Here is a 23,791-nt window from a genome sequence, read left to right on the forward strand (position 1 = left end):
GAAGGGTGCGGCGGGGGGGCATGCAAATCAACGCGCCATCCATGCCGCAGTGCGGAATGTGTTTCAGCCCTGAGACAGTCTGCCCGGATTTTCCGAAATCCCCAGCCGCTGCATCCGCCGGTACAGCGTCGCGCGCCCCACACCCAGCGCGCGGGCGGCGGCCGAGACATTCCCCTCGGCCCGCGCCAGCGCCCGAATCACGGCGGCGCGCTCGGCTTTTTCAAAGCCGGTGACCTCGTCCTCGCGGCCAAACAGATCCGAGGCCGGGCGGGGCCGCAGCTTGCCCTCTTTTTCCAGACCGTAGGCGCGGCGGGCGGCGCGGTTGGCGCCGATGGCCAGATCGTCCTTGTCCACCGCGACCAGCAGCAGCGCGTCGTCGGCCTCGCCGGTCTGGGCGCTGATGATGCGTGCGCCGGGGAACGAGGCGCGAAAGAACGCGGCCTCGATCTGCCGGGCGCTCTGGTTGACTTGCGCCGCGATCAGCCCGTTCCAGCGTTCGGTATGGTCGGCCCGGGCCGAGCTGACATCCAGCGCCCCCAGAAGCCGCCCGTCCGGCCCCCAGATCGGCGCGTCCATGCAGGAAAGGCCGGTGTTGCGGGCATAGAAATGTTCGTCGCGATGGATGGTGACCTGCCGCCCCTCGGCCAGACAGGTGCCGATGCCGTTGGTGCCCTCGGCCTCTTCGGACCAGTCGGTGCCCTGCCACAGCCCCCAGGTGCGAAAGGTCGCGGCGTCGGATGCATTGACGCGATGTTCCAGCACGATCCCGGCCGCATCGGTCAGCAGCACATTGCAGCCGGTTGGGCAGACAAGCTGGAAAAGCTGGTCCAGTTGCGGGCGGGCGATGGCCAGAAACTCGTCCAGACGTGCGCTGCGGCTGGCCAGTTCCGGCGCGGTCAGGCGGCGCAGCTGCGGCGGGCGGCCCGGGTCCAACCCGTGCTTGACCATCGAGCGACGCCAGCTTGCGGCCAGCCGGGTGACGGCAGCCGGGGAATGCGACGCCTGCGCGACGCGATCCTCGTGGCGGATGTCGGGCAAGGCCTTCTCCCCTTCCTTACGCGATGGCGGGATTATCACCATGGCGGGGCCATCCGGCAAGCAAAGCTTTCCCGACAGGCGGAGAAGTGAAAACCCCCGGCCTTTCGGACCGGGGGTTTTCGGGGATCAATGGGGTGTTTCGCGCCCCTAGCGCGTCACGGTCACCGTGCCGCCCGCACTCCAGGCGCGGTATTCGGGGCGGTACATGTCCTCGACGCTGGCGGCGGGGTGGCGGAAGCTGCCGGGCGTCACCGCGCGCACGATATAGACCAGGCTGAAGGGCTGGTCCGAGGTCCAGGTCAGCGCCGCCGCGAAACGGTCGGCGCGGAACTCGGTCATCTCGGCCGAGGTCTGGCCTTCCAGCCAGTCCAGGGCCGAGACATCGCCCGCGCGCAGCAGGTTCGGGTTGTCGATTTCCCAGCCTGCCGGCAGCGGGTCCGAAACGACCAGCCGGCCGCCGGCCCCGCCCTGGCCCGTGGTTTCGGGCCAGACCTGCACCCGCACCACCATGCGCGTGCCCTGCGCCAGCGATGCCGGGTCGATCGGCTGGCCCTCGGGGGTGAAATAGCTGCGCTCGATCCGATAGCCGCGCCCGCCTGCCATGGGCGGGGTCGTGGGCTTGCCGGTCGCGGTCAGCGTCACCTCAAGCGGCTGGTCGCCGTTATTGGCGATGCTGGCCGCCGTATCGGGCAGGCTGGCGACCGGCTGGGTCAGGGTGACGCCATTCAGTGCGGCGGGCGGCACCGATTGCGCCAAAGCGCGGGCCGCCAGCACGGTCCAGATCGATTCCTGCGTCGACAGGCCGTGGCCCGACTGCTCGGTCCGGGCGATGCGTTCGGCGACCGCGCTGGTCAGCGCGGCGGTATCGACCGCCTGCGATTTCGCATCCGCCGCCAGCGCCAGCAGCGCCGTCGCATCGCGCAGGCGGGTGCCGTAATCCGGGCGATAGCGATAGGGCTCGGTGCCGCTCAGATCGACGGTCTCGCCCGCGCGGCGGAACAGCCGGTCGGCGCGGGCCTGATCGCCATAAGAGGCCAGCGCCGCCCCCAGATTGGCCGCCGCCATCGGGGTCGAGAAGGCATCGGGCACGGTATCGGCGTAATAGCGCAGATCGCCCACCGTCGCCGCCCGTTCCCGCGCCAGCACCATCAGCGCATAGGCCAAAGCCGCGTTTTCCTCGGCCGAGGCATGTTGCGGTTCGGTCGCGTAATTGGCGCGATTGCGCAGGTTGTTGATCGCCTGTTTCATGGCGCTGTCGGGCACCTGATAGCCCATGGCCCGCGCCCGCGACAGGAAGTCGGTGACATAGGATTCCAGCCACAGATCGCCCGAATCCGCATACCACAGCCCAAAGCCGCCATTCGACGATTGCCGGGTCAGGATCTGGCCGATGGCATCCTGCACGCGCTTGCCGGTTTCGGCGGCGCCCGCATCCTCGATCCCCTCAAGGCTTTCCAGCCCGCTGAGATACAAAAGCGGCATCGCCCCCGAGGTCAGCTGCTCGGTGCAGCCATAGGGATAGCGCGACAGCCGCGCCAGCGCGCCCGCTACGTCCAGCCGCGCATAGGGGCCGACCGCCGCGGTCAAAAGCGCGCCGGGCAGCATGTTTTCGGTCAGCGCGGGCGGGACCGAGACGCTTTGCCCCGGCGCCAGCTCCAGCCGGTCCTGACGCTGGATATCGGCCTCGTTCAGGGCGACGGGGATGGTGATGTCCTTGGTCAGCGCCGTGCCGTCGGGCGTGGTCAGGGTCAGGCGCAATTCGGCCCTACCCTCGGTCTGGCCGGCAGTGACGGCCATTTGGGTCGCGGCCTCGTTGCTGGCGTCGGTCAGTTCGACGCTGTCAGTGGCAAGGCTGGTGGTCAGGGGCGCGTCGCCGCCGGTCTGCTGGACCGCCAGCCGCATCTCGCCCGCAGGACCCGAGGTGCGGGTCAGCCGCAGCCCGACCTGCGCCTGATCGCCCGGCGCAAGGAAGGCGGGCGCGGTCACGGTCAGCACCACCGGGTCGCGCACAAGCACCGAGGCGTCGGACTGGCCCACGCCCTTTGCCGACCAGACCACGGCCATGACCCGGACCTCGCCGTTGAAATCGCCGACGGGGATGTCCAGTCTGGCGGTGCCGTCATCGCCCAGCGTGACCGGGCCGGAAAACCAGCTCATCAGCTTTTCGGTGGGGGGCGGGGCCTCGGCATTGGCGGCAAGACTGGCGTCGCCGCCCTGACGCAGCGCCCCGTCCGGGGCGCCGGTCGGCAGGATCAGCCGCCCGTAAAGATCGCGCAGCCCGACGCCCAGCCGGCGCTGGCCGAAATAATGCTTGCCGGGATCGGGGGGCGTATAGCCGGTCAGGTTCAGGATGCCCTGATCGACCGCCGCGACGGTGGCATGGACGGTCTCTCCGCCAGCGCCGTCCACTTTCAGCGCGACCGGAATGACGCCGCGCGGACGGGTTTCCTGCGGCGCCTCGATACTGGCGGCCAGCTTGCGGTCGCCCGGATCGACGGCGGCATGGGCCAGACCCATGGCGCGCACCGGCTGGCGGTCGCCGGGCTTGGCGCCTTCCAGCGGGCGGATGGCGCTGACGGTCACATAGACGCCCGCGCCCCAATCGTCCGTCACCGGCAGTTCGATGTCGTTTTCGCCCGCGCTCAGCGCGACGGTCTGCATCGACACCAGCTTGTTCGACAGGACCGAGACCAGCCCCAGCCCGTCCGAGATCGCCTGCACCTTGACGCGCGCGGTATCGCCGCTGCGATAGGCTGGCTGGTCCAGCACGACCTGCAAGCGGTCGGGCGTTTCGGTGCCCGAGGTGGCAACCGCGCCCCAGCCGGCATAGAACTGGACCGAGCTTTGCCCGCCCTGACCGGATGCCGGTTCGGCCAGCAGCTCATACTGGCCCCATTCGACCATGGCGGCGATTTCGACCGGGGTTGCGCCCGGCTCGGCCACGCCCTCGCTGACGCGGGTGCGTGTGGTGATCGCCTCCCAGTTCCATTGGCCGCCGACGGAATACCATTGGTAATCGGTGTCGATGCGGTTCAGCACCCAGCGCACCGGCGCGGTGGCGGGTTTCAGGTCCGGCCCGATGGCCAGCAGCGAAAAGCGCGCCTCGGATTTTTCCGGCACGGTGTCGCCCTCGAACAGGGGCTTGATGCCGATGACCGGGGCCTCGGGCATGACGATGCGGCTTTCGGTCCGCTCGACCGGGCGGCCGGCGCCTTCGCGGATACTCAGGATCACCTCGGCCTGATAGGGGCGCGGGCCCAGCGTCGCGGCGTCGGGCAAGGTGATCTGCGTGCTGTAGTTGCCCTCTGCATCGGTCACGCCCGAGGGCAGGCTTTCGTTCACCGGCTGGGTGTCGTCATCCTGACGGCCAAAGCTGTAGCCGTCATGGCCGGCAAGGCTGCGCGTGGGGGCAAGACGCTGCTGCCCCTCGACCGGCAGATTGGCGGCGGGGGCGCCGAACAGCCAATGCGCGGCCAGCGACACGTCCAGAGTGCCGCCTGCGCGGGCCGGGCCTTCGGGCAGTTTCGGGGTGAAATCGATGCGCTCGGGCAGGAAGTCCTCGATCAGCAGGCGCGCGGTGGCAAGGGCCGGGCCGTCCGCCTCGGTGCGCAGTTCCAGCCGCCATGTGCCGCGCGGGGCATTGCCGGGGATGGCCCAGGCCAGCGTGCTGCCGCCCGCGCCAAGGGGCGTCGGGGCAAAGCGGGTCTGTTCGACCCCGTCAGGGCGCAGGATCACGGCGGTCAGCGGCAGGTTTTCCAGCGCCCGGGCCTCGGCATTGCGGGTCAGGACGGTGGCGTTGACGGTTTCGCCGACGCGATAGGCGCCGCGATCGGTGGCGACGAACAGATCGATCGGCGGCGCGGGCGGCGCGCCCTCTACCCCGCGATCCGACAGATCGAACTCCGGGTCCGACAGCGACAGGAAGGCCATGTCGCGCGGCGCGCGGTCCGCCCCCTCGCCCTGCCATTCGGTCACGGTGACCAGCGCGGGTTCGGCGCCGTTCCGGCCAAGGCTCAGGCCGGGGTCAAAGCGAGCAATGCCCTGATCGTCGGTCACCGCCCGCGCCAGCACCTCGTTCGAGCGGCTGAGCAGCGCCACTTCGGCCCCCGGCTTGGCGCCGGTGTCGCGCAGGCTGCGCACCGCGACGGTCAGCCCGTCCGCGCCGGAAAATGTCGAGATGCCGAAATCCGAGATCACGAACCATTGCGTCGCCAGCCCGGTATCCGAGACTGCCTTGTTGGCGATATGCGCCTCGAGGATATAGATGCCGGGTTCCAGCGGGCCGGCCTCGGCGGGGATGGCAAGGCTGGTGGTCAGCTCGCGGTTCATGCTGTCCTGACCCATCGGGCGGGCGACCTCGGCCGCGCCTTTCCAGACCTCGCGCGCCATCTGCTCCGAGAAATATTCCGCCTGCCAGCTGTCCAGAGGCGTCGCGAACATGCTTTCGGACATGGTGCGGATCAGGTTGCGGTCGGAAATGCGCAGCAGGCGCAGGTCGATCAGCTCGGCATTGACGGTGACCATGGCCAGCCGCTGATCGCCCGAGGCGGGCAGCACATAGGCGCGGCCGGGAAAGCGCACTTCGGGCGAGCGGTCGCGGATATAACCCTTCAGGGTCACGTCGCTGGCCAGCGTCTCGCCATCCGCCGCAGGCAGGCCGGCGCGCAGGGTCAGCTCGATATTCTGGCCATGGGTCAGGCCGGCCACGCAAAGCTGCTGGCCGTCGGCCTCAACCGTCAGGTCCCCCTCGGGCAGGCGCAGGAAGGGGGCGTAATCGGTCGACGGGGACAGCTCACGCGTCATCACGGCGCAAAAGCGCGGCATCTTGCCATCCGCCTCGACGCGGCTGTCGGTGACGCGCAGGCCGTTGCGGGCCTCGGACTGTTCCAGGGCCGAGGTGATGTCGGGATTGCCGGGCGCGATCTGCCGCGCCAGACGCAGCGCGGCCAGCCCGTCGCGGCCGCGATCCAGATGGTCATAGCTGCGGGCCAGATAGTAAAGCGCCTGTCCGGCCACGACATCCTCTTCGGCGCGCAGATAGCCGTTCAGCGCCATCTGCGCGGTCGAGGCCGCCTGCTGGCTGCCATCCTCGGCGCGCAGGGTCATGCGGGCCAGATCGACCCAGTCCTGCGCCAGATCGTCGCGCGCCACATAGGCGGCCAGAAGCTGGGTCGCGGCCGACAGGTTGCCGCCATATTCCAGTGACCGGATCTCGGCCCGGTCGCTGCCAGATGCAGGCAGCGGTCTTTGCATGGCGGCGAATGTCCGCGCCTGCGTCAGCGCCGAAGAGAGGTCATCGGCCGTCAGGAACGGCGCCGCCCCGGCGCGGGCGATGGCGCTGGCGATGGCCTCGGGCGAGGGGCTGACCGCATAGCCCGAAATCGCGCCGTCAAAGGGTGCGGGCGCACCGGCCTGACCCTTGGGGAAACAGGCGCGGGCGCGTTCGTTATAGGTCAGGCTGCGGCATTCGGCATTGCCGGCGCAGGCCTGAACGCAGGCTTGCAGCGTGGTGTCGAAAAGCTGCGCCAGATCGCCGCCGGGCATGTCGGTATTGGCCATCAGGCTAAGCCGGCGTTCGGGCAGCGGGCTGTCATCGGCAATGGCCGTGCCCGCGATCAAAAACCCGGACAGGGCGGCGACAATGAAACCATGCCATGCGGAACGAGCCATGACCAAACCTCCGTGATGCAATGCATCTTTGTGCCATCCTGTCCCCGACGAGGCAATCTATTCCCATTCCAGTTCGGCATAGGCGGCCGAGGCATTGCGTGCCGTGGTGGCGTCGAAATCGGCCCAGATCCCGGCCATGGGCTGCATGGCCGCAAGAATGGCCGGCACCGCCTGCGACAGGGGCTGGCCCTGCGCCACCGCCGCCCGTGTCGCATCGCGCAATCCGGTCAGATAGGCACGGGTGGGGGCGATGGCCTTGTCCCAGTCGGCGGTCACCGGGCCATGGCCGGGCACGATGCGTTCGGGTGCCGGATCGGGTGGGGTGTCCAGCCAGTCGAGCCAGCCCTTAAGCGATCCGTCCAGCGACGGCGTCAGCCCCATCGCGATCAGATCGCCCGCGAAAAGCGTGGCCGAGCCGTCATCGAACACCGTCATGTCGGTATCGGTATGCGCGGTCGCCACCGGCCGCAGAAGCAGGCTGCGCCCGCCAAGCGCCACGGTCTGCGGCGTCTCGATCCGGTGATCGATGGTGGCGATGCGGGTGCTGGCAAAGGCGGCGACGCCGATCTGTTCGGGGATCGAGACCATCCATGTCGGCGCCCGCTGCGCCACCGCATCGGGCAGGCGGGCATCGGCATGGATCGTGGCCCCGGCCTCAGAGAAAACCTCGGCGCCCAGGATGTGGTCGGGATGCATATGGGTCAGGATCAGGTGGCGCACCGGCTTGTCGGTGTGCTGCCGGATGGCGGCGTAAAGCGCCTCGCCCTCGGCGCGGCTGCCGCCGGCATCGATCACCGCCACCGCGTCATCGCCGATGACAAAGGACAGGTTCGCGATCCGGCCGCGGTTCTGCGGCGAAAGCTGCGCCATTTCGCCCTGATGGACATGCACTCCGGGGGCGATCTCGGGCATGTCCAATGCCGGCAGGTCAGTGGTTTCCACGCAGCGCGGCTTGGCCCCGGCGGTCAGGTCGGGATGCCGTGCCAGCCAGTCGGCGGCGATGGGGCCGGCGCGCATCTCGCAATCCTCGCGGGCGCGGGCCTCGCCGGCAGGCAGAAGGCGCGGCTCGCAGGTCTCGGGCGCGCTGGCTAGGCAGGCGGCAAGGATCAGATGGAACATGATATTTTCCGGCCCCTCCGGTCCGGGCAGCCTATCACAGCCCCGCGATCCCGGCCACCTAAGACCTTTGGCCGCTTGACTGGTCCCCGCGCCAGCGTAGCATCACTGCGTCCGCATTCTGACCGCGCCGCCCCTGCCGGCGCATGGCAAGAAGGAACCGGATATGCGAATTGCCCCAAGGCTGGCGCTGATCCTGTCATTGCTGGCTGGTCCTGTCCTTGCGCAAGAGGTGGAAAACCCGCTGCTGCCCTCGCCGCTCTGGGACGACCTGCGGCTGAGCATCATCGGCACCGAGGACGAGCCGCCGCTGGACCCCTCGGTCTTGTTGCTGGATGCGCCCAAGCGTGCCGACAATCCGGCGCTGGTGCCGGTGCGCATCACCCAGCCGCCGGGCGCGCCCGCGATCACCCAACTGGTGCTGGTGGTCGATGGCAATCCCGCGCCGGTCGCCGCCGAATTCAGCTTTGGCAAGGCGCTGATGCCGCTGGATTTCGAGGTGCGGATCCGCGTGAACACCTATTCCGACCTGCGCGCCATCGCCACGCTTGAGGACGGGCGGCAGGTCATGGCCGGGCGTTACGTCAAGGCCTCGGGCGGCTGCGCGGCGCCTGCGGGAAAAAGCATGGACGAGGTGCGCGCCACCATGGGCGAGATGCGCTTTCGCCAGTCCGACGAGGCCGGCCGCCCCTTTGGCACGCTGATGATCCGGCATCCGAATTTTTCGGGATTGCAGCGCGATCAGGTGTCGCTGCTGACCATCCCGGCCGAGTTCATTCAGGTGCTTGAGGTCAGGCAGGGCGAAACACCCCTGTTCACCATGGAGGCCGGGATCTCGATCTCCGAAGACCCGGTATTCCGCTTTGCCCATGCGCCGGGTCAGGGCGCGGTCACCGTCCATGCGCAGGATACCGAGGGGCGGGTCTGGGATCAGTCCTTCTGAAGCCGGGCCGGCTGGCCCGACAGGTGCCATGCCTGCGCGTTCAGGGCGCGGGCCTCGTCCGGGGCATGGGTGACCAGCAAAAGGCCAGCGCCGGTCCGCGTCAGCAGCGCGTCGGTCAGCGCCACCATGCGCGCAGCGGTTTCCCCGTCCAGCGAGGCAAAGGGTTCATCCATCAGCAGGATGTCGGGTGCGGCGGCAAAGGCGCGGGCCAGCGCCAGCCGCCGTTGCTGACCCAGGGACAATTGGCGGGGGAACTTCGCCTCATGCCCGGCCAGCCCGACCTGCGCCAGCCAGTCCCGCGCCAGTTCGGGCGCGCAGCCGGTGGCGATCACGATATTGGCCAGCGCATCGCGCCAGGGCAGCAGCACGGGTTCCTGAAACACCACGGCGCGGCGCGCATCCCCGGTCAGGGTGCCGCGAAATTCAGTGTCCAGCCCGGCAAGGATGCGCAAAAGCGTCGACTTCCCGATCCCCGAGGGGCCCAGCACAGCCAGCCTTTCCCCGCGCGCCAAGCTTAGGGTCAGCGCCCCCAGCACCTCGCGCATGCCAAAGCCTTTCGAGATCAGTTCAAGCCGCATCCTGCCTCCAGCGATTGGCGCGGCGTTCCCAGGGGCGCAGGATCAGCAGGTCGATGGCCAGCATGACCGCGACAAAGGCCAGCGCCCAGGCCAGCACGCCCTCGACGTCGAAGCTGGAGAACAGCAGGTGGATCTTGAAGCCGACCCCGTTCGAGCGGCCAAGAAATTCGACCACCAGCACGATCTTCCAGATCAGCGCGATGCCGGCGCGGGCCGAAGCCGCGATCTGCGGCGCAAGCTGGGGCAGCACGACATGGCGCAGCCGCGCCATCGGGGCCATGCGGAATGCGCGCGCCATCTCGTCCAGATCGGGGCGCAGGGCACGGGCGCCCTCGCGGATCATGACGGTGACAAGGGGGATCTTGTTCAGTGCCACGGCGATGATGGCGGCGGTCTCATTCAGGCCGATCCAGATATAGCACAGCACGATCACCACCAGCGCCGGCACGTTCAGCCCGATGATCAGCGCCGGGTTCAGCCAGTCATCGGCAGCGCGCGAACGGCCCATGACCAGCCCCAGCGCCATGCCCAGGGCCATCGCGAAAGCAAAGCTCAGCCCCACGCGCATCAGCGTCATGCCGGCGTTGAACCACAGCTCTCCCGAGGTGGCAAGCTGGCCGATCCGCGCGGCCACCTCCCATGGTGCGGGCAGCGTCTGCGGCCGGTCGGTCAGTTGCGAGGCGATGGCCCACAGAACCAGCATGGCCGCGATCGAGGCCAGCCCCGGCAACAGGCCGGGGCGCAGGGGCCGGGTCTTGGGGGCATCGGTCAAGTCAGGACGGTTCCGGCGACCAGAACAGGCCTTCGGGCAATGTGGTCAGCCCGCCGGTCAACTCATCACCGCCCAGTTCCGCCATGGTGGCAAAGATCTTTTGCGCATTGGCGGCGTCGACCGGGCCGGGCGGGGGAATGCCCGCGCGCCAGCCAGCCTTCAGGGCCTCGAACTCGGCATCGTCGGCGGCATTCATGATCGGGCGCAGCGCCTCCCATGCGGCATCGTCGCGGGCCAGCAGATCCTTGGCCGCGCGCGAGGCACGGGCGAAACCGGCGGCGATTTCGGGGTTTTCGGCGATCCAGCCGTCGCGCAGCACATAGCCCAGCAGCGGCGTTGCGGGGTCCAGCCCCAGATCGCGCGCCGCATCCGTGACCGAGATCAGCTGCCGCATCCCGGCGGCCTGCATCTTGGCCTGAAAATGCCAGAAATTGATCGCGGCATCGACCTCGCCGGTTTCGGCCGCGTTCTTGATCATCGGTGGCGCGCCAAAGACCTGGGTGGTGTTCTCGGCCAGATCCTGGCCCAGTTTCGCGCGCGACCAGGCCCGCAGGATCAGCCAGCTTTTATCGACCGGGCCGCCAGCGATGCCGATTTTTTTGCCCGCCAGATCGGCCAGCGTCTGCGCCGGGCTGTTGGCGGCGACCATGACCCCGCCCACCGCGGTCGAATAGGGCAGGAAGGTGAAATCCGCCCCTTTGGCGCGCTGTTCGGCCACCCACAGCCAGTCCGAGACGATGGTATCGACCTCGCCCCCCTGCATGGCGACCTGCGTGGCGGGGTTTCCGGCCAGCGGCGTCGGCACCAGCTCAAAGCCGTTTTCGCGGTCCAGCCCGGCATTGCGGATGGTCTGGATTTCCCAGTTCACCGTGCCGTTTTCCAGCGTGCCGATGCGGATGACCGGCAGCGTCGGGGCGGTTTGCGCGCGGGCGGGCAGGACAAGTGCCGACAGCGCCAGCGCGCCGCCCGTCAGGATGTATCGTCTGGTCAAATGCATGGCATTTTTCCTTTTTTTCGCTGCGGGTAACCTGCCATGACTGGACGGATTGGCCAATACGCCCGAAGTCGTAGCGCAATCCCGCCGGTCGCGCCATGGCGGCCACTGCTATGACGCTTGCGCCATTCCGCCAGCGGCCTAAGATAGGGGGTGCGGACGGCGAAAATGTCGCCGCTTACCATCCGTTTCTTTGGGAGGAGAACGATGGCTCTTGCAACACAGCAAGTCCAGGATCAGGCCGGCACGCCAAGGATTTCCGCCGATCGCGTGCGCGAAATCCTGATCGTGGACGACCATCCGCTGATGTGCGACGCGCTTGCGCTGACGCTCAAGATCAGCTTCGGGTTGAAGAATGTACGTACCGCACGCAGCCTCGCCTCGGCCCAGGAACAGATTCGCAGCCAAGGCGTGCCCGATGCGGTGATTCTCGACCTGAACCTGCCCGATGCCCGCGGATCCGAGGGGCTGGTCACGCTGCGCCGCCAGATTCCGGGGGTGCCGATCACCATGATCTCGGCCGATCTGGAAAACGCCATGATCTCGGCGGCGATGGCGGCGGGGGCGCAGGGCTATATCTCGAAATCGCTGGGCCGCGAGGCGCTGGTGGACAGCCTGCGCCGCATGTGGGACGGCGAGCGCGTGACCCCCGACAGCTATGAGCCGGAAAGCGCGGGCGAAGACGACGCCGCCCGCGTCGAGCTGGCGCGGCGCTTTTCCAGCCTGACGCCGCAGCAGATGAAGATCCTGCGGCTGATCTGTCAGGGCAAGGCGAACAAGGAAATCAGCTACGAGCTCTCGATCGCCGAGGCCACGGTCAAGACGCATATCACCGCCATCATGTCCAAGATCAACGCCCGGCGGCGGACACAGGCGGTGCTCTTGGCCAATAGCGTCAGGCTGTTTGCGCCGACATGAGCTTGGCCCTGCCCGAGCCGGTCGCGATTGCCCCGGCTGCGGCCGGTCTGACGTCCATTGCGCCGGTGGTGGTCGAGGTTCCGGCCGGGGCGGATGATCTGGCGGCGCGCATCGCCGGCGAGCTGGCGCCGCTATCGCCCTCGCTTGTGCTGATCTTTGGAATGCCCGCCGGCGGGCTTGCCGATCTGGGCGCGGGGCTGGGCGAACGTCTGGGCGGCGGCTGCCATATCGTCGGCTGCTCATCCGCGGGCGAGATCGGCCCGGCGGGCTATGCGCAGGACGCGGTGGTCGCGCTGGGCTTTCCCGCCGCCAGCTTTCGCGTCGGCGTCTGCGTGCTGCCCGATCAGGCGCAGGTGCCGGTCTCGGGCTGGATGGCCAGCCTGCGCCGGCTGCATACCGGGTTCCGCCCCGATTTGCGGCGGTCCAGCTTTGGCGTTCTGCTGGCCGATGCGCTGGCCCGGCACGAGGATGTGCTGGCCGCCACGCTGGACGCGGCGATGCCGGGACTGCCGGTCGTGGGCGCCTCGACGGCCAAGGGAATCAATTTCGAACAAAGCTCGATCATTGCCGATGGCCGGGAGCATCACGGCTCGGCGGTGTTCTTGCTGATCGAGACCGATCTGGCGGTGGCGGAGATCTCGTTTTCGCATTTCAGCCCGACCGGGCGGCGGGCGGTGGTCACCGCCGCCGATCCGCAGAACCGCACCATTCTGGAACTGAATGCCGAACCCGCTGCGCAGGAATATGCCCGGCTGGCGGGCATTCCCGAAAGCGCGCTGACCCCCACGGAATTCGCCCGCCACCCGCTGCTGCTGCGCGCCGGGCGGCGTGATCATGTCCGCGCCATCCGCGCCGTGACACCCGAGGGCGGCTTGCAGCTTTTGTCGGGGATCGAGGCCGGGAATATCCTGACCGTCGGCCGGGCCATGGACATGACACGGGGCTTTGCCGCCGCGCTGGACGCCTTGCCGCAGATGCCGCTGATGGTCTTGGGGTTCGACTGCATCCTGCGGCGTCTTGCGCTGGAACGCGCGGGCATGGTCGGGCAGATGTCGCGGCTTTTGGCACGCTACCGCGTCGCCGGCTTCAACACTTATGGCGAACAGCATGGCGGCATGCATGTGAACCAGACCTTTGTCGGCATGGCCCTGATGCCGCCGGCACCGGGGTGATGCGATGATCTTTCTGCGGGGCGACGAATCCGAGCAGCGCCGGGCCGAAAAGCTGACCCGGATCACCGATGTGCTGGCCGAGCGTGTCGACCGGCTGGAAGAGGCGCGCGGCTCGGCCTGGTCGATGTTTCAGGCCGCAATCGCGCTGGAACAAGAGGTGCAGGCCCGCACGCGCGAACTGGAGCAGGCGCTGGCCGACCTGTCCGAGCGCAACCGCGAACTGGCCATCACCCGCGCCGCCGCCGAAGAGGCGAACCGCTCAAAGACCCGCTTCCTGCGCGCGGCCAGCCATGACCTGCTGCAACCGCTTTCCGCCGCCAAGCTGTTTCTGTCGGCGCTGCGCGACACCCAGCTGGACCCGTTCCAGTCCGAGCTGACCCAACGCCTGTCCGGCGCCTTTGAATCGGTCGAGGAGCTGATGCACGCGGTTCTGGACATCGCCCGTCTGGACAGCCAGCGCATCGAATTCCAGCGCAAGCCGGTCGAGCTGGCGCAGCTGTTCAGCCGTCTTGGCGTCGAATACGCGCCCATGGCCGAGGCCAAGGGGCTGAAGCTGTCATTCGCGCCGACCTCGGCGGTGGTGGAAAGCGACCCGGTCTTTCTGCGCCGGATCGCGCAGAACCTGGTCTCGAACGCGATCAAATATACCGACCGCGGCGGGGTGCTGGTCGGCGTGCGCCGGCGCGGCGACCGGGCCTGGCTGGACGTTCTGGACACGGGCGTCGGCATCGCGCCCGAGGACCGTTCGCGCATTTTCGACGAATTCCAGCGCATCGGCCGCGAGGGCGGCGCGCCGGGTATGGGGCTGGGCCTGTCCATCGTGCGCCGCGCCTGCGCCAAGCTGGGGCACGCGATCGCGCTGGACAGCGAGCCGGGGCGCGGCACGGCGTTCCGCATCAGCCTGCCGCTGCTGACGCCGGGCGTCGTGCCTGCGCGGACGGATGCGGCGCTGCCCGGCCCGTCGCTGCGCGGGCGCGTGGCGCTGGTGGTGGAAAACGACGACGCCATGCGGCTGGCCTATCAGTTCCTGCTGGGGGACCGTCTGGGCATGGTGGCGCGGGTCTCGGGCGGGACGGCGGAGGCGCTGGCGATGATGGGCGACGAGCCGCCGGACGTGGTGATCGCGGATTACAATCTTGATAACGACGATACCGGCCTGCAGGCGATCCGGGCGCTGCGCGAGGCGGCGGGGCAGCCGGTGCCAGCGATCATGGTCTCGGCCCGGCGCGACGCCGAGATCGGCCGCGCCAGTCTGGAACTGGGTGTGCCCATGCTGGAAAAACCGATCCGGGCCGAGGAATTGCAATCGGTCCTGCAACGGATTCTGGCCTAGGACCAAAGAACGACACCGCCGCTGCCGGGCTTTCGCCGCCGGACAGGGCGGGGCAAGCTGGGGCCATGGCCCAATCGAAAGCCGGGAAAGAACATATGAACCTGTTGCGCAGCCTTGCCCTGATCGGGCTTTTCCTTGCCCCGCCGGCGCTGGCCGATGCGGCGGGCGATCTGGTCTTTGCCGAGCGCGGGCCGTGGGACCTGTCCGCCGCGCCGCTGGTCTGGACCATCGACCGGAAGGGCCCCGAGGCGCAGGGCTTTGCGCCGCAGGGACAGGGTACGGTCACGCTGCGCCAGATCACCGACCCCTCGGACGGCCAGCCCGCGCTGCAGCTGGACGAGGCGACGGCGCGCATCAACCGCAAGATCGGGCCGTTTCCGATCTCGGCCGGGGATCCGGCGCTGACCTTCTTTCTGGAAACGGTGACGCGCGACATGGCGGCGCTGACCGGGGGCAGCCCGTTCTATATCCGCAACCGGCTTAAGGATGCGCTGTTTCGCGGCGGTAAGGTTGCTGAGGCGGACGGGCAAAAGGTCGCAAGTTTTCGCCCCTTTGCCGATGACCCCAATCACGCGCGGATGCTGGGCTTTGAAAGCCTGACCCTGCGTTTCGTGCTGGACCAGCCCAACCGGCCGATCCGGCGGATGCTGGCCGAAACCGGTCCTCTGGCTGGCGGAAAGCCTGCCTATCGCAATGAAATGGTGCTGCAATGATCCGCGCCCTGCCTGCCGCCGCGCTTGCCGTCTGGGCCGGTTCCGCCGGGGCGCAGGCGGTCAACGACTATCCGACCAATGCGCGGGCCGATTACGTTTTTGTCTGCATGGCGACGAATGGCCAGACCCGCGAGATGCTGGACCGCTGTTCCTGCGCCATCGACCGGATCGCCGAGATCCTGTCCTATGACGACTATGTCCGCGCCGAGACGGTCCTGCGCATGCGCCAGACACCGGGCGAGCGCACCGGCATGTTCCGTCAGGGCGCCGAGGTCAGCGAGATGGTCGCCGCCTATCGCCGCGCCGAGGCCGAGGCCGAGATCCTGTGCTTCTGAACTGGACAATCCGGTCGGGGCAGGTTTCCCTTGGCCGGAACGGACAGCAAAGGGGAAACGCATGGATCTGGGCATCAGGGGCAAGAAGGGGCTGGTCTGCGCCGGCTCCAAGGGTCTGGGCCGCGGCTGCGCCGAGGCCCTGGCCGAAGCGGGCGTCGATCTGGTCATCAATGCGCGCGGCACTGACGCGCTGAATACCACCGCCGCCGAGATCGCGGCGAAATACGGCGTCAAGGTAACCCCGGTCGCGGGCGACATCACCACCGATGCCGGGCGCGCCGCCGTGCTGGAGGCGCTGGACGGTCAGGCCGATATTCTGGTCAACAACGCGGGCGGCCCGCCCCCCGGCAAATGGACGGATTGGAGCCGCGAGGATTTCATCAAGGCGATCGACGCCAATATGCTGACCGCCGTCGCGCTGATGCAGGCGCTGGTTCCGGGCATGATGGAGCGCGGCTGGGGCCGGGTCGTCAACATCACCTCGCAATCGGTGCGCACGCCCATCGCCATCCTTGGCCTGTCGAACACCGCCCGCGCCGGGCTGACCGGCTTTGTCGCCGGCATGTCGCGGCAGGTGGCGGCCTCGGGCGTGGTGGTGAACAATCTTTTGCCCGGCATCCATGCGACCGACCGTGCCGGCAGTCTGGATCTGGGCGTCTCGAAGGCCGAGGGCATCAGCGTCGAGGAGGCCCGCCACCGCCGCGAACAGACCATCCCCACCCACAGCTATGGCACCGCCGAGGATTTCGGCGCCACCTGTGCCTTCCTGTGCAGCCAGCATGCGCGATTCATCATCGGGCAGAATATCCTGCTGGATGGCGGGGCCTCGAATATCTCGATCTGAGGGCGGGGCGGCGGGCCGGGCGGCAGGAAATCTCTTGCCAGAATCCCGCCGCCCCGCTACCTACCGAAACTGGAAATCGGGAGACACTGGCGCAAGCCAGGGCCGAAGGAGCAACCGCCCCGGTAAACTCTCAGGCAAGAAGAACCGTTTCCGTTGAACGCTCTGGAGAGTGGTGGCCTTTGCCGGCCGCCCGCCGAAGGGATAACGATCTCAGGCGCCCCGATGGGGTAGGGACAGAGGGGGCATCGAAGCGAGCGGCGGATCCGTCTCGCGGGAAAGGGGATGCCTATGGCCGAGAACCGGCGCACGAAGCTATACGATCTGCACATCGCCCGCGGGGCGAAAATGGTGCCATTTGCCGGCTGGGACATGCCGGTGCAATACCCGATGGGTGTGCTGGGCGAGCATCTGCACACCCGTGCCGATGCAGGGCTGTTCGATGTCAGCCATATGGGTCAGGTGATCCTGCGCGGGCCGGATGCGGCGCTGGCGCTGGAAACACTGGTCCCCGCCGATATCGCCGGGCTGGGCGAGGGGCGCCAGCGCTACGGCCTGTTCACCAACGATGCCGGGGGCGTGCTGGACGATCTGATGATCGCCAACAAGGGCGATCATCTGTTTCTGGTCGTGAATGCGGCTTGCGCCGATCAGGACATTGCCCATCTGCGGCAGCTGGAAAGCGCAGGGATCACCGTCCAGCCGATCACCGACCGCGCCCTGCTGGCCCTGCAAGGCCCCAAGGCCGAGACGGTGCTGGACCGTCTGGTTCCGGGTGTCGCCGCGATGAAGTTCATGGATGTGGCGGAATTCGACTGGCAGGGCGCGACGCTGTGGATCAGCCGCTCGGGCTACACCGGCGAGGATGGCTACGAGATTTCCGTCCCCGAGGCGCAGGCGGTTGCCTTGGCCGAGGCGCTGCTGGAGCAGCCCGAGGTTGCCCCGATCGGCCTTGGCGCCCGCGACAGCCTGCGGCTGGAGGCGGGGATGCCGCTTTACGGCCATGACATGGATGCCGCGACCCGGCCCGCCGAGGCGGCGCTGGGGTGGTCGATCCCCAAGGTCCGCCGTCAGGGCGGAGCGCGCGCGGGCGGCTTCCCCGGCGCCGACGTCATTCTGGCCGAGCTGGCGAATGGCGCCAGCCGCACCCGGCGCGGGCTGCGTCCCGAAGGCCGCGCCCCGATCCGTGAAGGTGTCGAGATCTTTGACGCGTCCGAGGGCGGCGCATCGTTGGGCAAAGTCTGTTCGGGCGGATTTGGCCCTTCGGCCGGCGGTCCCATCGCCATGGCGATCCTGCCCGCCGATCTGGCCGAGGGCGCGACTGTCTGGGCCGAGCTGCGCGGCAAGCGCGTGGCCGTGACCATTGCCCCGCTTCCATTCCATAAACCTAGCTACAAGCGCTGAAAGGCAAGCCATGCTGAAATACACCGAAGAACATGAATGGCTGAAACAGGACGGTGACGAAGTCATCGTCGGCATCACTTCGCATGCCAGCGAGCAACTGGGCGATGTGGTTTTCATCGAGCTGCCGGAAGTCGGGCGCGAGGTCGAAGCGGGCGAAGAAATCGTGGTGATCGAATCCGTCAAGGCCGCGTCGGATATCGTGGCGCCGGTCGCGGGCGTCATCACCGCTGTCAACGAGGCGCTGCCCGACACACCCGGCGCGGTGAACGATGACGCGATGAGCGCGTGGTTTTTCCGCATCAAGCCCCAGGGTGGCGTAGATCTGTCCGGCTTCATGGACGAGGCGGCCTATAACGACCTGATCGGCTAAGCAGGCCATGCCGGGCCTTGTGGCCCGGCGAAGGCGGGGGGCTTTCCGCCCCCCGGACCCCCCGAGGATATTTTTGCATGAAAGAAGCCGCAGGGCGGTTTCTTTGACTGGATTGGATGGCGAAGATGGCGCGCTGGACCCCCGTTGACTATAACCCTGACGATTTTGCGAACCGGCGGCATATCGGCCCCTCGCCAGTCGAGATGGCCGAGATGCTGAAGGTCGTGGGTGCCGAAAGCCTTGAGGCGTTGATCGGGCAGACCGTGCCCGCAAGCATCCGGCAGGCCGAGGCGCTGGACTGGCCGGCGCTGTCCGAGGCCGGGCTGTTGGCGCGCATGCGCGAGGTCGCGGCCAAGAACCGCGTCATGACCAGCCTGATCGGGCAGGGCTATTACGGCACCGTCACGCCGCCCGCGATCCAGCGCAATATTCTGGAAAACCCGGCCTGGTATACCGCCTATACGCCCTATCAGCCCGAGATCGCGCAGGGCCGGCTTGAGGCGCTGCTGAATTACCAGACCATGGTCGCCGATCTGACCGGGCTGCCGGTGGCCAACGCCTCGCTGCTGGATGAGGCGACCGCGGCGGCCGAGGCCATGGCCATGGCGCAGCGCGTGGCGAAATCCAAGGCCAAGGCGTTTTTTGTCAGCGAGAACCTGCATCCGCAGACCATCTCCGTGATCGAGACCCGCGCCGAGCCTCTGGGGATCGAGATCGTCAAGGGCGCGCCCGAGACCTGCGATCCCGCGACGGTCTTCGGGGCGATCTTCCAGTATCCGGGCACCTTCGGTCACGTCCGCGACCTGAGCGCCGAATGCGAGGCCCTGCATCAGGCCGGGGCTGTTGCCATCGTGGCCACCGATCTGCTGGCGCTGTGCCTGCTGAAAGAGCCGGGCGCGATGGGCGCCGATATCGCCGTGGGCTCGGCCCAGCGGTTCGGCGTGCCCATGGGCTATGGCGGCCCGCATGCCGGCTTCATGGCCTGCCGCGACGAGATGAAGCGCGCCATGCCCGGCCGCATCGTCGGCGTCTCCATCGACGCCAAGGGCAACAAGGCTTACCGCCTGTCCCTGCAGACCCGCGAGCAGCATATCCGCCGCGAGAAAGCCACCTCGAACGTCTGCACGGCGCAGGCGCTGCTGGCGGTGATGGCAAGCTTTTACGCGGTGTTCCATGGTCCGGTCGGGCTGAAGGCCATCGCCCAGCGGGTGCATCTGAATGCGGTGACGCTGGCCAATGCGCTGCGCGCCGCCGGGGCCGAGGTCGAATCCGAGGCGTTTTTCGACACTTTCACCGTGCGCGTCGGCGTCGGTCAGGCCGGGATTCTGGCCGCCGCCCGCCAGCGCGGCATCAACCTGCGCAAGGTCGGCTGCGACCGGGTCGGCATCAGCGTCGATGAGACCACGGATGCCGGCGTGATCGCGCGGGTGCTGGATGCGTTCGGGATCTCGGACGCGGCCGAGCCGGCAAAGGCGCCGGCGATCCCCGACGCGCTGCTGCGTGAAAGCGACTATCTGACCCATCCGGTCTTTCACATGAACCGGGCCGAATCCGAGATGATGCGCTATATGCGGCGCCTGTCGGACCGCGATCTGGCACTGGACCGGGCGATGATCCCGCTGGGCTCCTGCACGATGAAGCTGAATGCCGCCGCCGAGATGATGCCGATCACCTGGCCCGAATTCGGCGCGCTGCACCCCTTTGCGCCCGAGGATCAGGCCGCCGGCTATCACGAGGTCTTTGCCGACCTGACCGACAAGCTGTGCCAGATCACCGGCTATGACGCGTTCTCGCTGCAGCCCAATAGTGGCGCGCAGGGGGAATATGCGGGGCTTTTGACCATCGCGGCCTATCACCGCTCGCGCGGCGAAGACCGCGATGTCTGCCTGATCCCGGTTTCTGCCCATGGCACCAACCCGGCCTCGGCGCAGATGTGCGGCATGAAGGTCGTGGTGGTGAAATCGGCACCGAATGGCGATATCGACCTTGAGGATTTCGCCGACAAGGCCGCGAAGGCCGGGGACAAGCTGGCGGCGGTGATGATCACCTATCCCAGCACGCATGGCGTTTTCGAGGACACCGTGCGCGAGGTTTGCCGCATCGCCCATGATCATGGCGGGCAGGTCTATATCGACGGCGCCAATATGAATGCGCTGGTCGGGCTGGTTCAGCCCGGCGAGATCGGCGGCGATGTCAGCCACCTGAACCTGCACAAGACCTTTGCCATCCCGCATGGCGGCGGCGGTCCGGGCATGGGGCCGATCGGGGTCAAGGCGCATCTGGCGCCCTTCCTGCCCTCGGACCCGCGCACGGGCGATCTTGGCGCGGTTTCGGCCGCGCCCTGGGGGTCGGCCTCGATCCTGCTGATCTCCTGGGCCTATATCCTGATGATGGGGGGCGCGGGGCTGACGCAGGCCACGCGCGTGGCGATCCTGAACGCGAACTATATCGCCAGCCGTTTGGCGGGCGCCTATCCGGTGCTGTTCATGGGCAATCGCGGCCGCGTCGCGCATGAGTGCATTCTGGACACGCGTCCTTTTGCCGAGCATGGCGTGACCGTGGACGATATCGCCAAGCGCCTGATCGACAACGGCTTCCACGCCCCGACGATGAGCTGGCCGGTCTCGGGCACCTTGATGGTCGAGCCGACCGAGTCGGAAACCAAGGCCGAGATCGACCGTCTGATCACCGCCTTCCTTGCCATCCGGGCCGAGATCACCGATGTGGCCGAGGGTCGCATCAGCGCCGAGGCAAGCCCGCTGCGCCACGCCCCCCACACGGTCGAGGATCTGGTCGCCGACTGGGACCGCGAATATTCGCGTGAGCAGGGCTGTTTCCCGGCGGGCGCGTTCCGGGTGGACAAGTACTGGCCTCCGGTCGGACGGGTGGACAACGTCTATGGCGACCGCCACCTGATCTGCACCTGCCCGCCGGTCGAAAGCTATGCCGAGGCGGCGGAATAGGCGCTGCCCGCATATCCGCGACATGGAAAGCCGGCGGCATCTGCGGCCGGCTTTGCCTTTGCGGCAGGTTCAGCAATTGCCCTGCGGATCCTCTACCGGGTACAGGCCGGGATTGGCGTCGCAAACCTCGACAATGTACAGGCCTTGGGCCTGACACTCGTCGATGATGCCGCGCAGGTCGGTCGGCCGACCGGCCCATCGAACAGATTGCTCCCGGAACGCCAGACGGCCTGATATCGCAATTCATCGGCGATCGCCGTCGATGACAGGATCGCGAATGCGATGATTCATGATGGTGCGCTTCATGGTGATCCCTGTTCATATTCTGAAAAGAAGATTCATGGGCGCGCAGTCATGCTTACACCACAAATGTCGAAAATTTTCAGATTTCGCATGCAGTTAGTCTTTTTCCGACGGTGAAATGCGGCCGAACTGGCCTGGTTTGACCATGCCGTGCCGTCCAGCCATGCGGGAGGCGGTCACGCCGGAGCGGTTGTCGGTGGCAACCCGGGTCTTGAAACCTGAACCGTGCGGCCAGACATCTGCCACATCTCGCGCAAGGACATAGCCGCCATGACCGACAAGCTGAAACTGACCTGCCTCGACTGCGGACAGGTGAATGGCGTTCCCGCCGAGCGGCTGGACGCGAACCCCAAATGCGGCACTTGTGGCGTGGCGCTGATGCCGGGAAAGCCCGTGGCGGTCGATGCCAGAACCCTCGAAAAGGCCGCGAAAACCGATCAGGTGCCGCTGCTTGTCGATTTCTGGGCACCCTGGTGCGGCCCCTGCCGGGCGATGGCGCCAGAGTTCGAGAAGGCCGCGCAACTGCTGAAGGGTCGCGCCCGTCTGGCCAAGATTGACACCGAGCGCGAGCCGGCAGCCAGCCAGCGCTGGAACATCCGTGGCATCCCGGCCTTCATCCTGTTTCGAAACGGCCGCGAGATCGCCCGCGAGGCCGGCGCACGCCCCGCCGGCGATCTGGTGCGATTTGTCGATACCGCCGTCCCGAGGAGTTGATTTCCATTCGGAAGCGCGGATTGCGGCGTAGGATGAAGGGATCCGAATCGCGCACGGAGCCTGCGATGTCCCGCCTGCCTCTTGCTCTCGCCCTGTCCGGTCTCGGCCTGATCGCTGCCTGTAGCCCGGCCCCCTCGGACGGCGTGCCCGACCCCGCCGATCTTGCCTTCATGGGCAGTTGGGATTGCGGTGTCACGGTGATGACCTTCATGCCCGACAGCTATCTTCCCTCGAACGAGGCCGAGCCGATTGCCGTCGCCGGGTATCGCGATATCGGGTCTGGCAGGACCGAGATCACGCTTGCGGGCGGCGACCGGATGGTGGTCCAGAGCGTGACGGACACCGGCATGAACTGGTTCTCGCACCAGAGCGGGGACAGTTTCGATTGCACCCGCGTCGCCGGCTGAGCCTGCTTGACAAGCCGCCCGCGCTGGTCCAAAAACCGCGGCTGTGGGGCCGTAGCTCAGTTGGTAGAGCGCATCGTTCGCAATGATGAGGCCAGGGGTTCGATTCCCCTCGGCTCCACCAGTCACTCATAGAGCATTGAAATCTGCCAGTTTCCTGCAATTGCTGGGGAAATTCGGTGGATTGTGACGGAGAGGTGTTACAGTGATAAGGCTTGAAGCCGTGACTGGACACACCCGCTTGGCCCGCCGTGGGCCGGTCTATTACCACCGCGCGGCAGTCCCGCAGGACATCAAGGACAGCTATCCGAAGGCCGAGGAAACCTTCTCGCTGAAGACCAAGGATCGGGCTGAAGCATTGCGCTTGGTGCGTCTGGCCGCTGTGGAGGTTGACCGCAGATCTGATGAACATCGCAGGAAGGTCGGGCTTGAGCGGGCCAACATCCTTGACGACCTGACACCCGATCAGATCGCCCTGACCAAGGCCGCGTATTTCCGGCACCTGCTGGATGAGGATGAAGACACCCGGCTTGGTGGCTTTGTGGAACTGGATGATGATGGGCGGGTCATGGGCGATCTTCCAGAGGACCCACTGCCGACCTTTGAGGAACACGGGGAGGTGTCCGAGGACTGGGCGACCTTCACCCGCCACCAATATGCGCGGGGCAAGTCCGATGCCTTCTGGCGGGATGAGGCTGATGAGGTGCTGGGCTGGGAAGGGATCAACCTTCGTCTGTCGCCGTCATCCCCTTCCCGTCCCCGGCTGGTCCGTGCCTTACAGGAAGCCGTCCTAGACGCCTCTGAGGCCATCAGGTCCCGGCAAATGGGTATCGTCATCCCCACGCCCAAAGCCCCATCAGCGCCCAGCCCAGAGGCTCCCTTGCTGTCCGGGAAGGTCAGGGAATGGATTGCCGAGAAGTCCCGCGCCGACTGGTCCGAGAAGGCTCAGGACGATCACAGGCAGAGTAACGCGCGAAAGTTGGTGATGCCCTGAGGGGCGGCATATCATGGCGGTGTTCAGACGCCGTCAATTCTCAGCCGAGAAAGGGATATGCCACATGTCGGAGACTACCATCAGCACGCTGCCCGATCCATCGGGGTTTTCGCCGGATCCACTGACGGACCTCATCCGGGAGGGTGCGCGCAAGCTGATCGAACAAGCGGTTGAGGCCGAGCTGGCAACGCTCCTCGCCGCGTTCGCTGAGGAAAG

General features: G+C 67.4%; 19 protein-coding genes, 1 tRNA gene, 1 pseudogene and 1 riboswitch. Of the genes and pseudogenes, 15 read left to right on the top strand and 6 right to left on the bottom strand.

Features of this window, described 5'->3' with window-relative positions:
* Positions 1-63 precede the first annotated feature (63 nt).
* The 3 genes from DFP89_RS11795 to DFP89_RS11805 all read right to left on the bottom strand — a co-directional run bounded on the left by DFP89_RS11795 (position 64) and on the right by DFP89_RS11805 (position 7,827).
* The gene (locus tag DFP89_RS11795) at positions 64-1,080 is read right to left on the bottom strand and encodes a GAF domain-containing protein (protein ID WP_114349584.1); all 1,017 of its coding nucleotides are present in this window, start codon (positions 1,078-1,080) and stop codon (positions 64-66) included.
* Between the two features lie 105 nt (positions 1,081-1,185).
* On the bottom strand, positions 1,186-6,708 hold the full coding sequence (locus DFP89_RS11800) for an alpha-2-macroglobulin family protein (protein WP_114349585.1): 5,523 nt from the start codon (positions 6,706-6,708) through the stop codon (positions 1,186-1,188).
* Between the two features lie 57 nt (positions 6,709-6,765).
* The gene (locus DFP89_RS11805) at positions 6,766-7,827 is read right to left on the bottom strand and encodes a quinoprotein relay system zinc metallohydrolase 2 (protein ID WP_114349586.1); all 1,062 of its coding nucleotides are present in this window, start codon (positions 7,825-7,827) and stop codon (positions 6,766-6,768) included.
* 163 nt (positions 7,828-7,990) lie between these two features.
* Here DFP89_RS11805 and DFP89_RS11810 point away from each other — a divergent pair, with 163 nt between their 5' ends.
* Positions 7,991-8,767: a quinoprotein dehydrogenase-associated SoxYZ-like carrier gene (locus tag DFP89_RS11810; RefSeq protein WP_114349587.1), complete on the top strand. Its 777-nt coding sequence runs from the start codon at positions 7,991-7,993 to the stop codon at positions 8,765-8,767.
* Here the strand turns inward: DFP89_RS11810 and DFP89_RS11815 are convergent.
* From DFP89_RS11815 to DFP89_RS11825, 3 genes are read right to left on the bottom strand one after another with little or no spacing between them, the layout of a single operon-like run.
* The gene (locus DFP89_RS11815; protein WP_114349588.1) at positions 8,755-9,345 is read right to left on the bottom strand and encodes an ATP-binding cassette domain-containing protein; all 591 of its coding nucleotides are present in this window, start codon (positions 9,343-9,345) and stop codon (positions 8,755-8,757) included. The two genes, DFP89_RS11810 and DFP89_RS11815, sit on opposite strands and share 13 nt — an antisense overlap.
* Positions 9,335-10,117 (bottom strand): ABC transporter permease, encoded by a 783-nt coding sequence (locus tag DFP89_RS11820; RefSeq protein WP_245948688.1) that lies wholly within the window; start codon positions 10,115-10,117, stop codon positions 9,335-9,337. The genes DFP89_RS11815 and DFP89_RS11820 overlap by 11 nt, the downstream gene beginning before the upstream one ends.
* Position 10,118: 1 nt before the next feature.
* Entirely contained in the window at positions 10,119-11,114 is a 996-nt protein-coding gene (locus DFP89_RS11825) for an ABC transporter substrate-binding protein (protein ID WP_114349589.1), read from the bottom strand.
* 204 nt (positions 11,115-11,318) lie between these two features.
* On the opposite strand from DFP89_RS11825, the gene DFP89_RS11830 reads away from it, so the two are divergent.
* The 14 genes and pseudogenes from DFP89_RS11830 to DFP89_RS11895 form a co-directional block, all read left to right on the top strand.
* Positions 11,319-12,029, top strand: a complete 711-nt coding sequence (locus tag DFP89_RS11830; RefSeq protein WP_114349590.1) for a response regulator — start codon at positions 11,319-11,321, stop codon at positions 12,027-12,029.
* Complete coding sequence (locus DFP89_RS11835; RefSeq protein WP_114349591.1) at positions 12,026-13,201, top strand: FIST N-terminal domain-containing protein; 1,176 nt, start codon at positions 12,026-12,028, stop codon at positions 13,199-13,201. The genes DFP89_RS11830 and DFP89_RS11835 overlap by 4 nt, the downstream gene beginning before the upstream one ends.
* Positions 13,202-13,205: 4 nt before the next feature.
* Positions 13,206-14,534: an ATP-binding response regulator gene (locus DFP89_RS11840; RefSeq protein ID WP_245948690.1), complete on the top strand. Its 1,329-nt coding sequence runs from the start codon at positions 13,206-13,208 to the stop codon at positions 14,532-14,534.
* A 65-nt stretch (positions 14,535-14,599) separates the two neighbouring features.
* On the top strand, positions 14,600-15,247 hold the full coding sequence (locus DFP89_RS11845) for a hypothetical protein (protein WP_245948692.1): 648 nt from the start codon (positions 14,600-14,602) through the stop codon (positions 15,245-15,247).
* On the top strand, positions 15,244-15,582 hold the full coding sequence (locus DFP89_RS11850) for a hypothetical protein (protein WP_114349593.1): 339 nt from the start codon (positions 15,244-15,246) through the stop codon (positions 15,580-15,582). Before DFP89_RS11845 ends, DFP89_RS11850 begins: the two co-directional genes overlap by 4 nt.
* 61 nt (positions 15,583-15,643) lie before the next feature.
* Positions 15,644-16,426 (top strand): SDR family oxidoreductase, encoded by a 783-nt coding sequence (locus DFP89_RS11855; protein ID WP_114349594.1) that lies wholly within the window; start codon positions 15,644-15,646, stop codon positions 16,424-16,426.
* A gap of 67 nt (positions 16,427-16,493) precedes the next feature.
* A riboswitch (glycine riboswitch) is annotated at positions 16,494-16,583 on the top strand.
* A 131-nt stretch (positions 16,584-16,714) separates the two neighbouring features.
* A complete protein-coding gene (gene gcvT, locus DFP89_RS11860) occupies positions 16,715-17,827 on the top strand; it encodes a glycine cleavage system aminomethyltransferase GcvT (protein ID WP_114349595.1) in 1,113 nt (370 codons plus the stop codon).
* Positions 17,828-17,837: 10 nt separating this feature from the next.
* Complete coding sequence (gcvH, locus tag DFP89_RS11865; protein ID WP_114349596.1) at positions 17,838-18,197, top strand: glycine cleavage system protein GcvH; 360 nt, start codon at positions 17,838-17,840, stop codon at positions 18,195-18,197.
* Between the two features lie 125 nt (positions 18,198-18,322).
* On the top strand, positions 18,323-21,160 hold the full coding sequence (gene gcvP / locus DFP89_RS11870) for an aminomethyl-transferring glycine dehydrogenase (protein ID WP_114349615.1): 2,838 nt from the start codon (positions 18,323-18,325) through the stop codon (positions 21,158-21,160).
* A gap of 573 nt (positions 21,161-21,733) precedes the next feature.
* Positions 21,734-22,177 (top strand): thioredoxin TrxC, encoded by a 444-nt coding sequence (trxC, locus tag DFP89_RS11875; RefSeq protein ID WP_114349597.1) that lies wholly within the window; start codon positions 21,734-21,736, stop codon positions 22,175-22,177.
* Between the two features lie 65 nt (positions 22,178-22,242).
* The gene (locus tag DFP89_RS11880; protein ID WP_114349598.1) at positions 22,243-22,584 is read left to right on the top strand and encodes a hypothetical protein; all 342 of its coding nucleotides are present in this window, start codon (positions 22,243-22,245) and stop codon (positions 22,582-22,584) included.
* A 45-nt stretch (positions 22,585-22,629) separates the two neighbouring features.
* Positions 22,630-22,705, top strand: a tRNA-Ala gene (locus tag DFP89_RS11885).
* 99 nt (positions 22,706-22,804) lie between these two features.
* On the top strand, positions 22,805-23,575 hold the full coding sequence (locus DFP89_RS11890) for a DUF6538 domain-containing protein (RefSeq protein ID WP_114349599.1): 771 nt from the start codon (positions 22,805-22,807) through the stop codon (positions 23,573-23,575).
* Positions 23,576-23,639: 64 nt separating this feature from the next.
* Positions 23,640-23,791, top strand: a pseudogene (locus DFP89_RS11895) (IS256 family transposase); the annotation flags it as partial.

The organism is Paracoccus lutimaris (genome assembly GCF_003337565.1).
GTDB classification, from domain to species: Bacteria; Pseudomonadota; Alphaproteobacteria; order Rhodobacterales; family Rhodobacteraceae; genus Paracoccus; species Paracoccus lutimaris.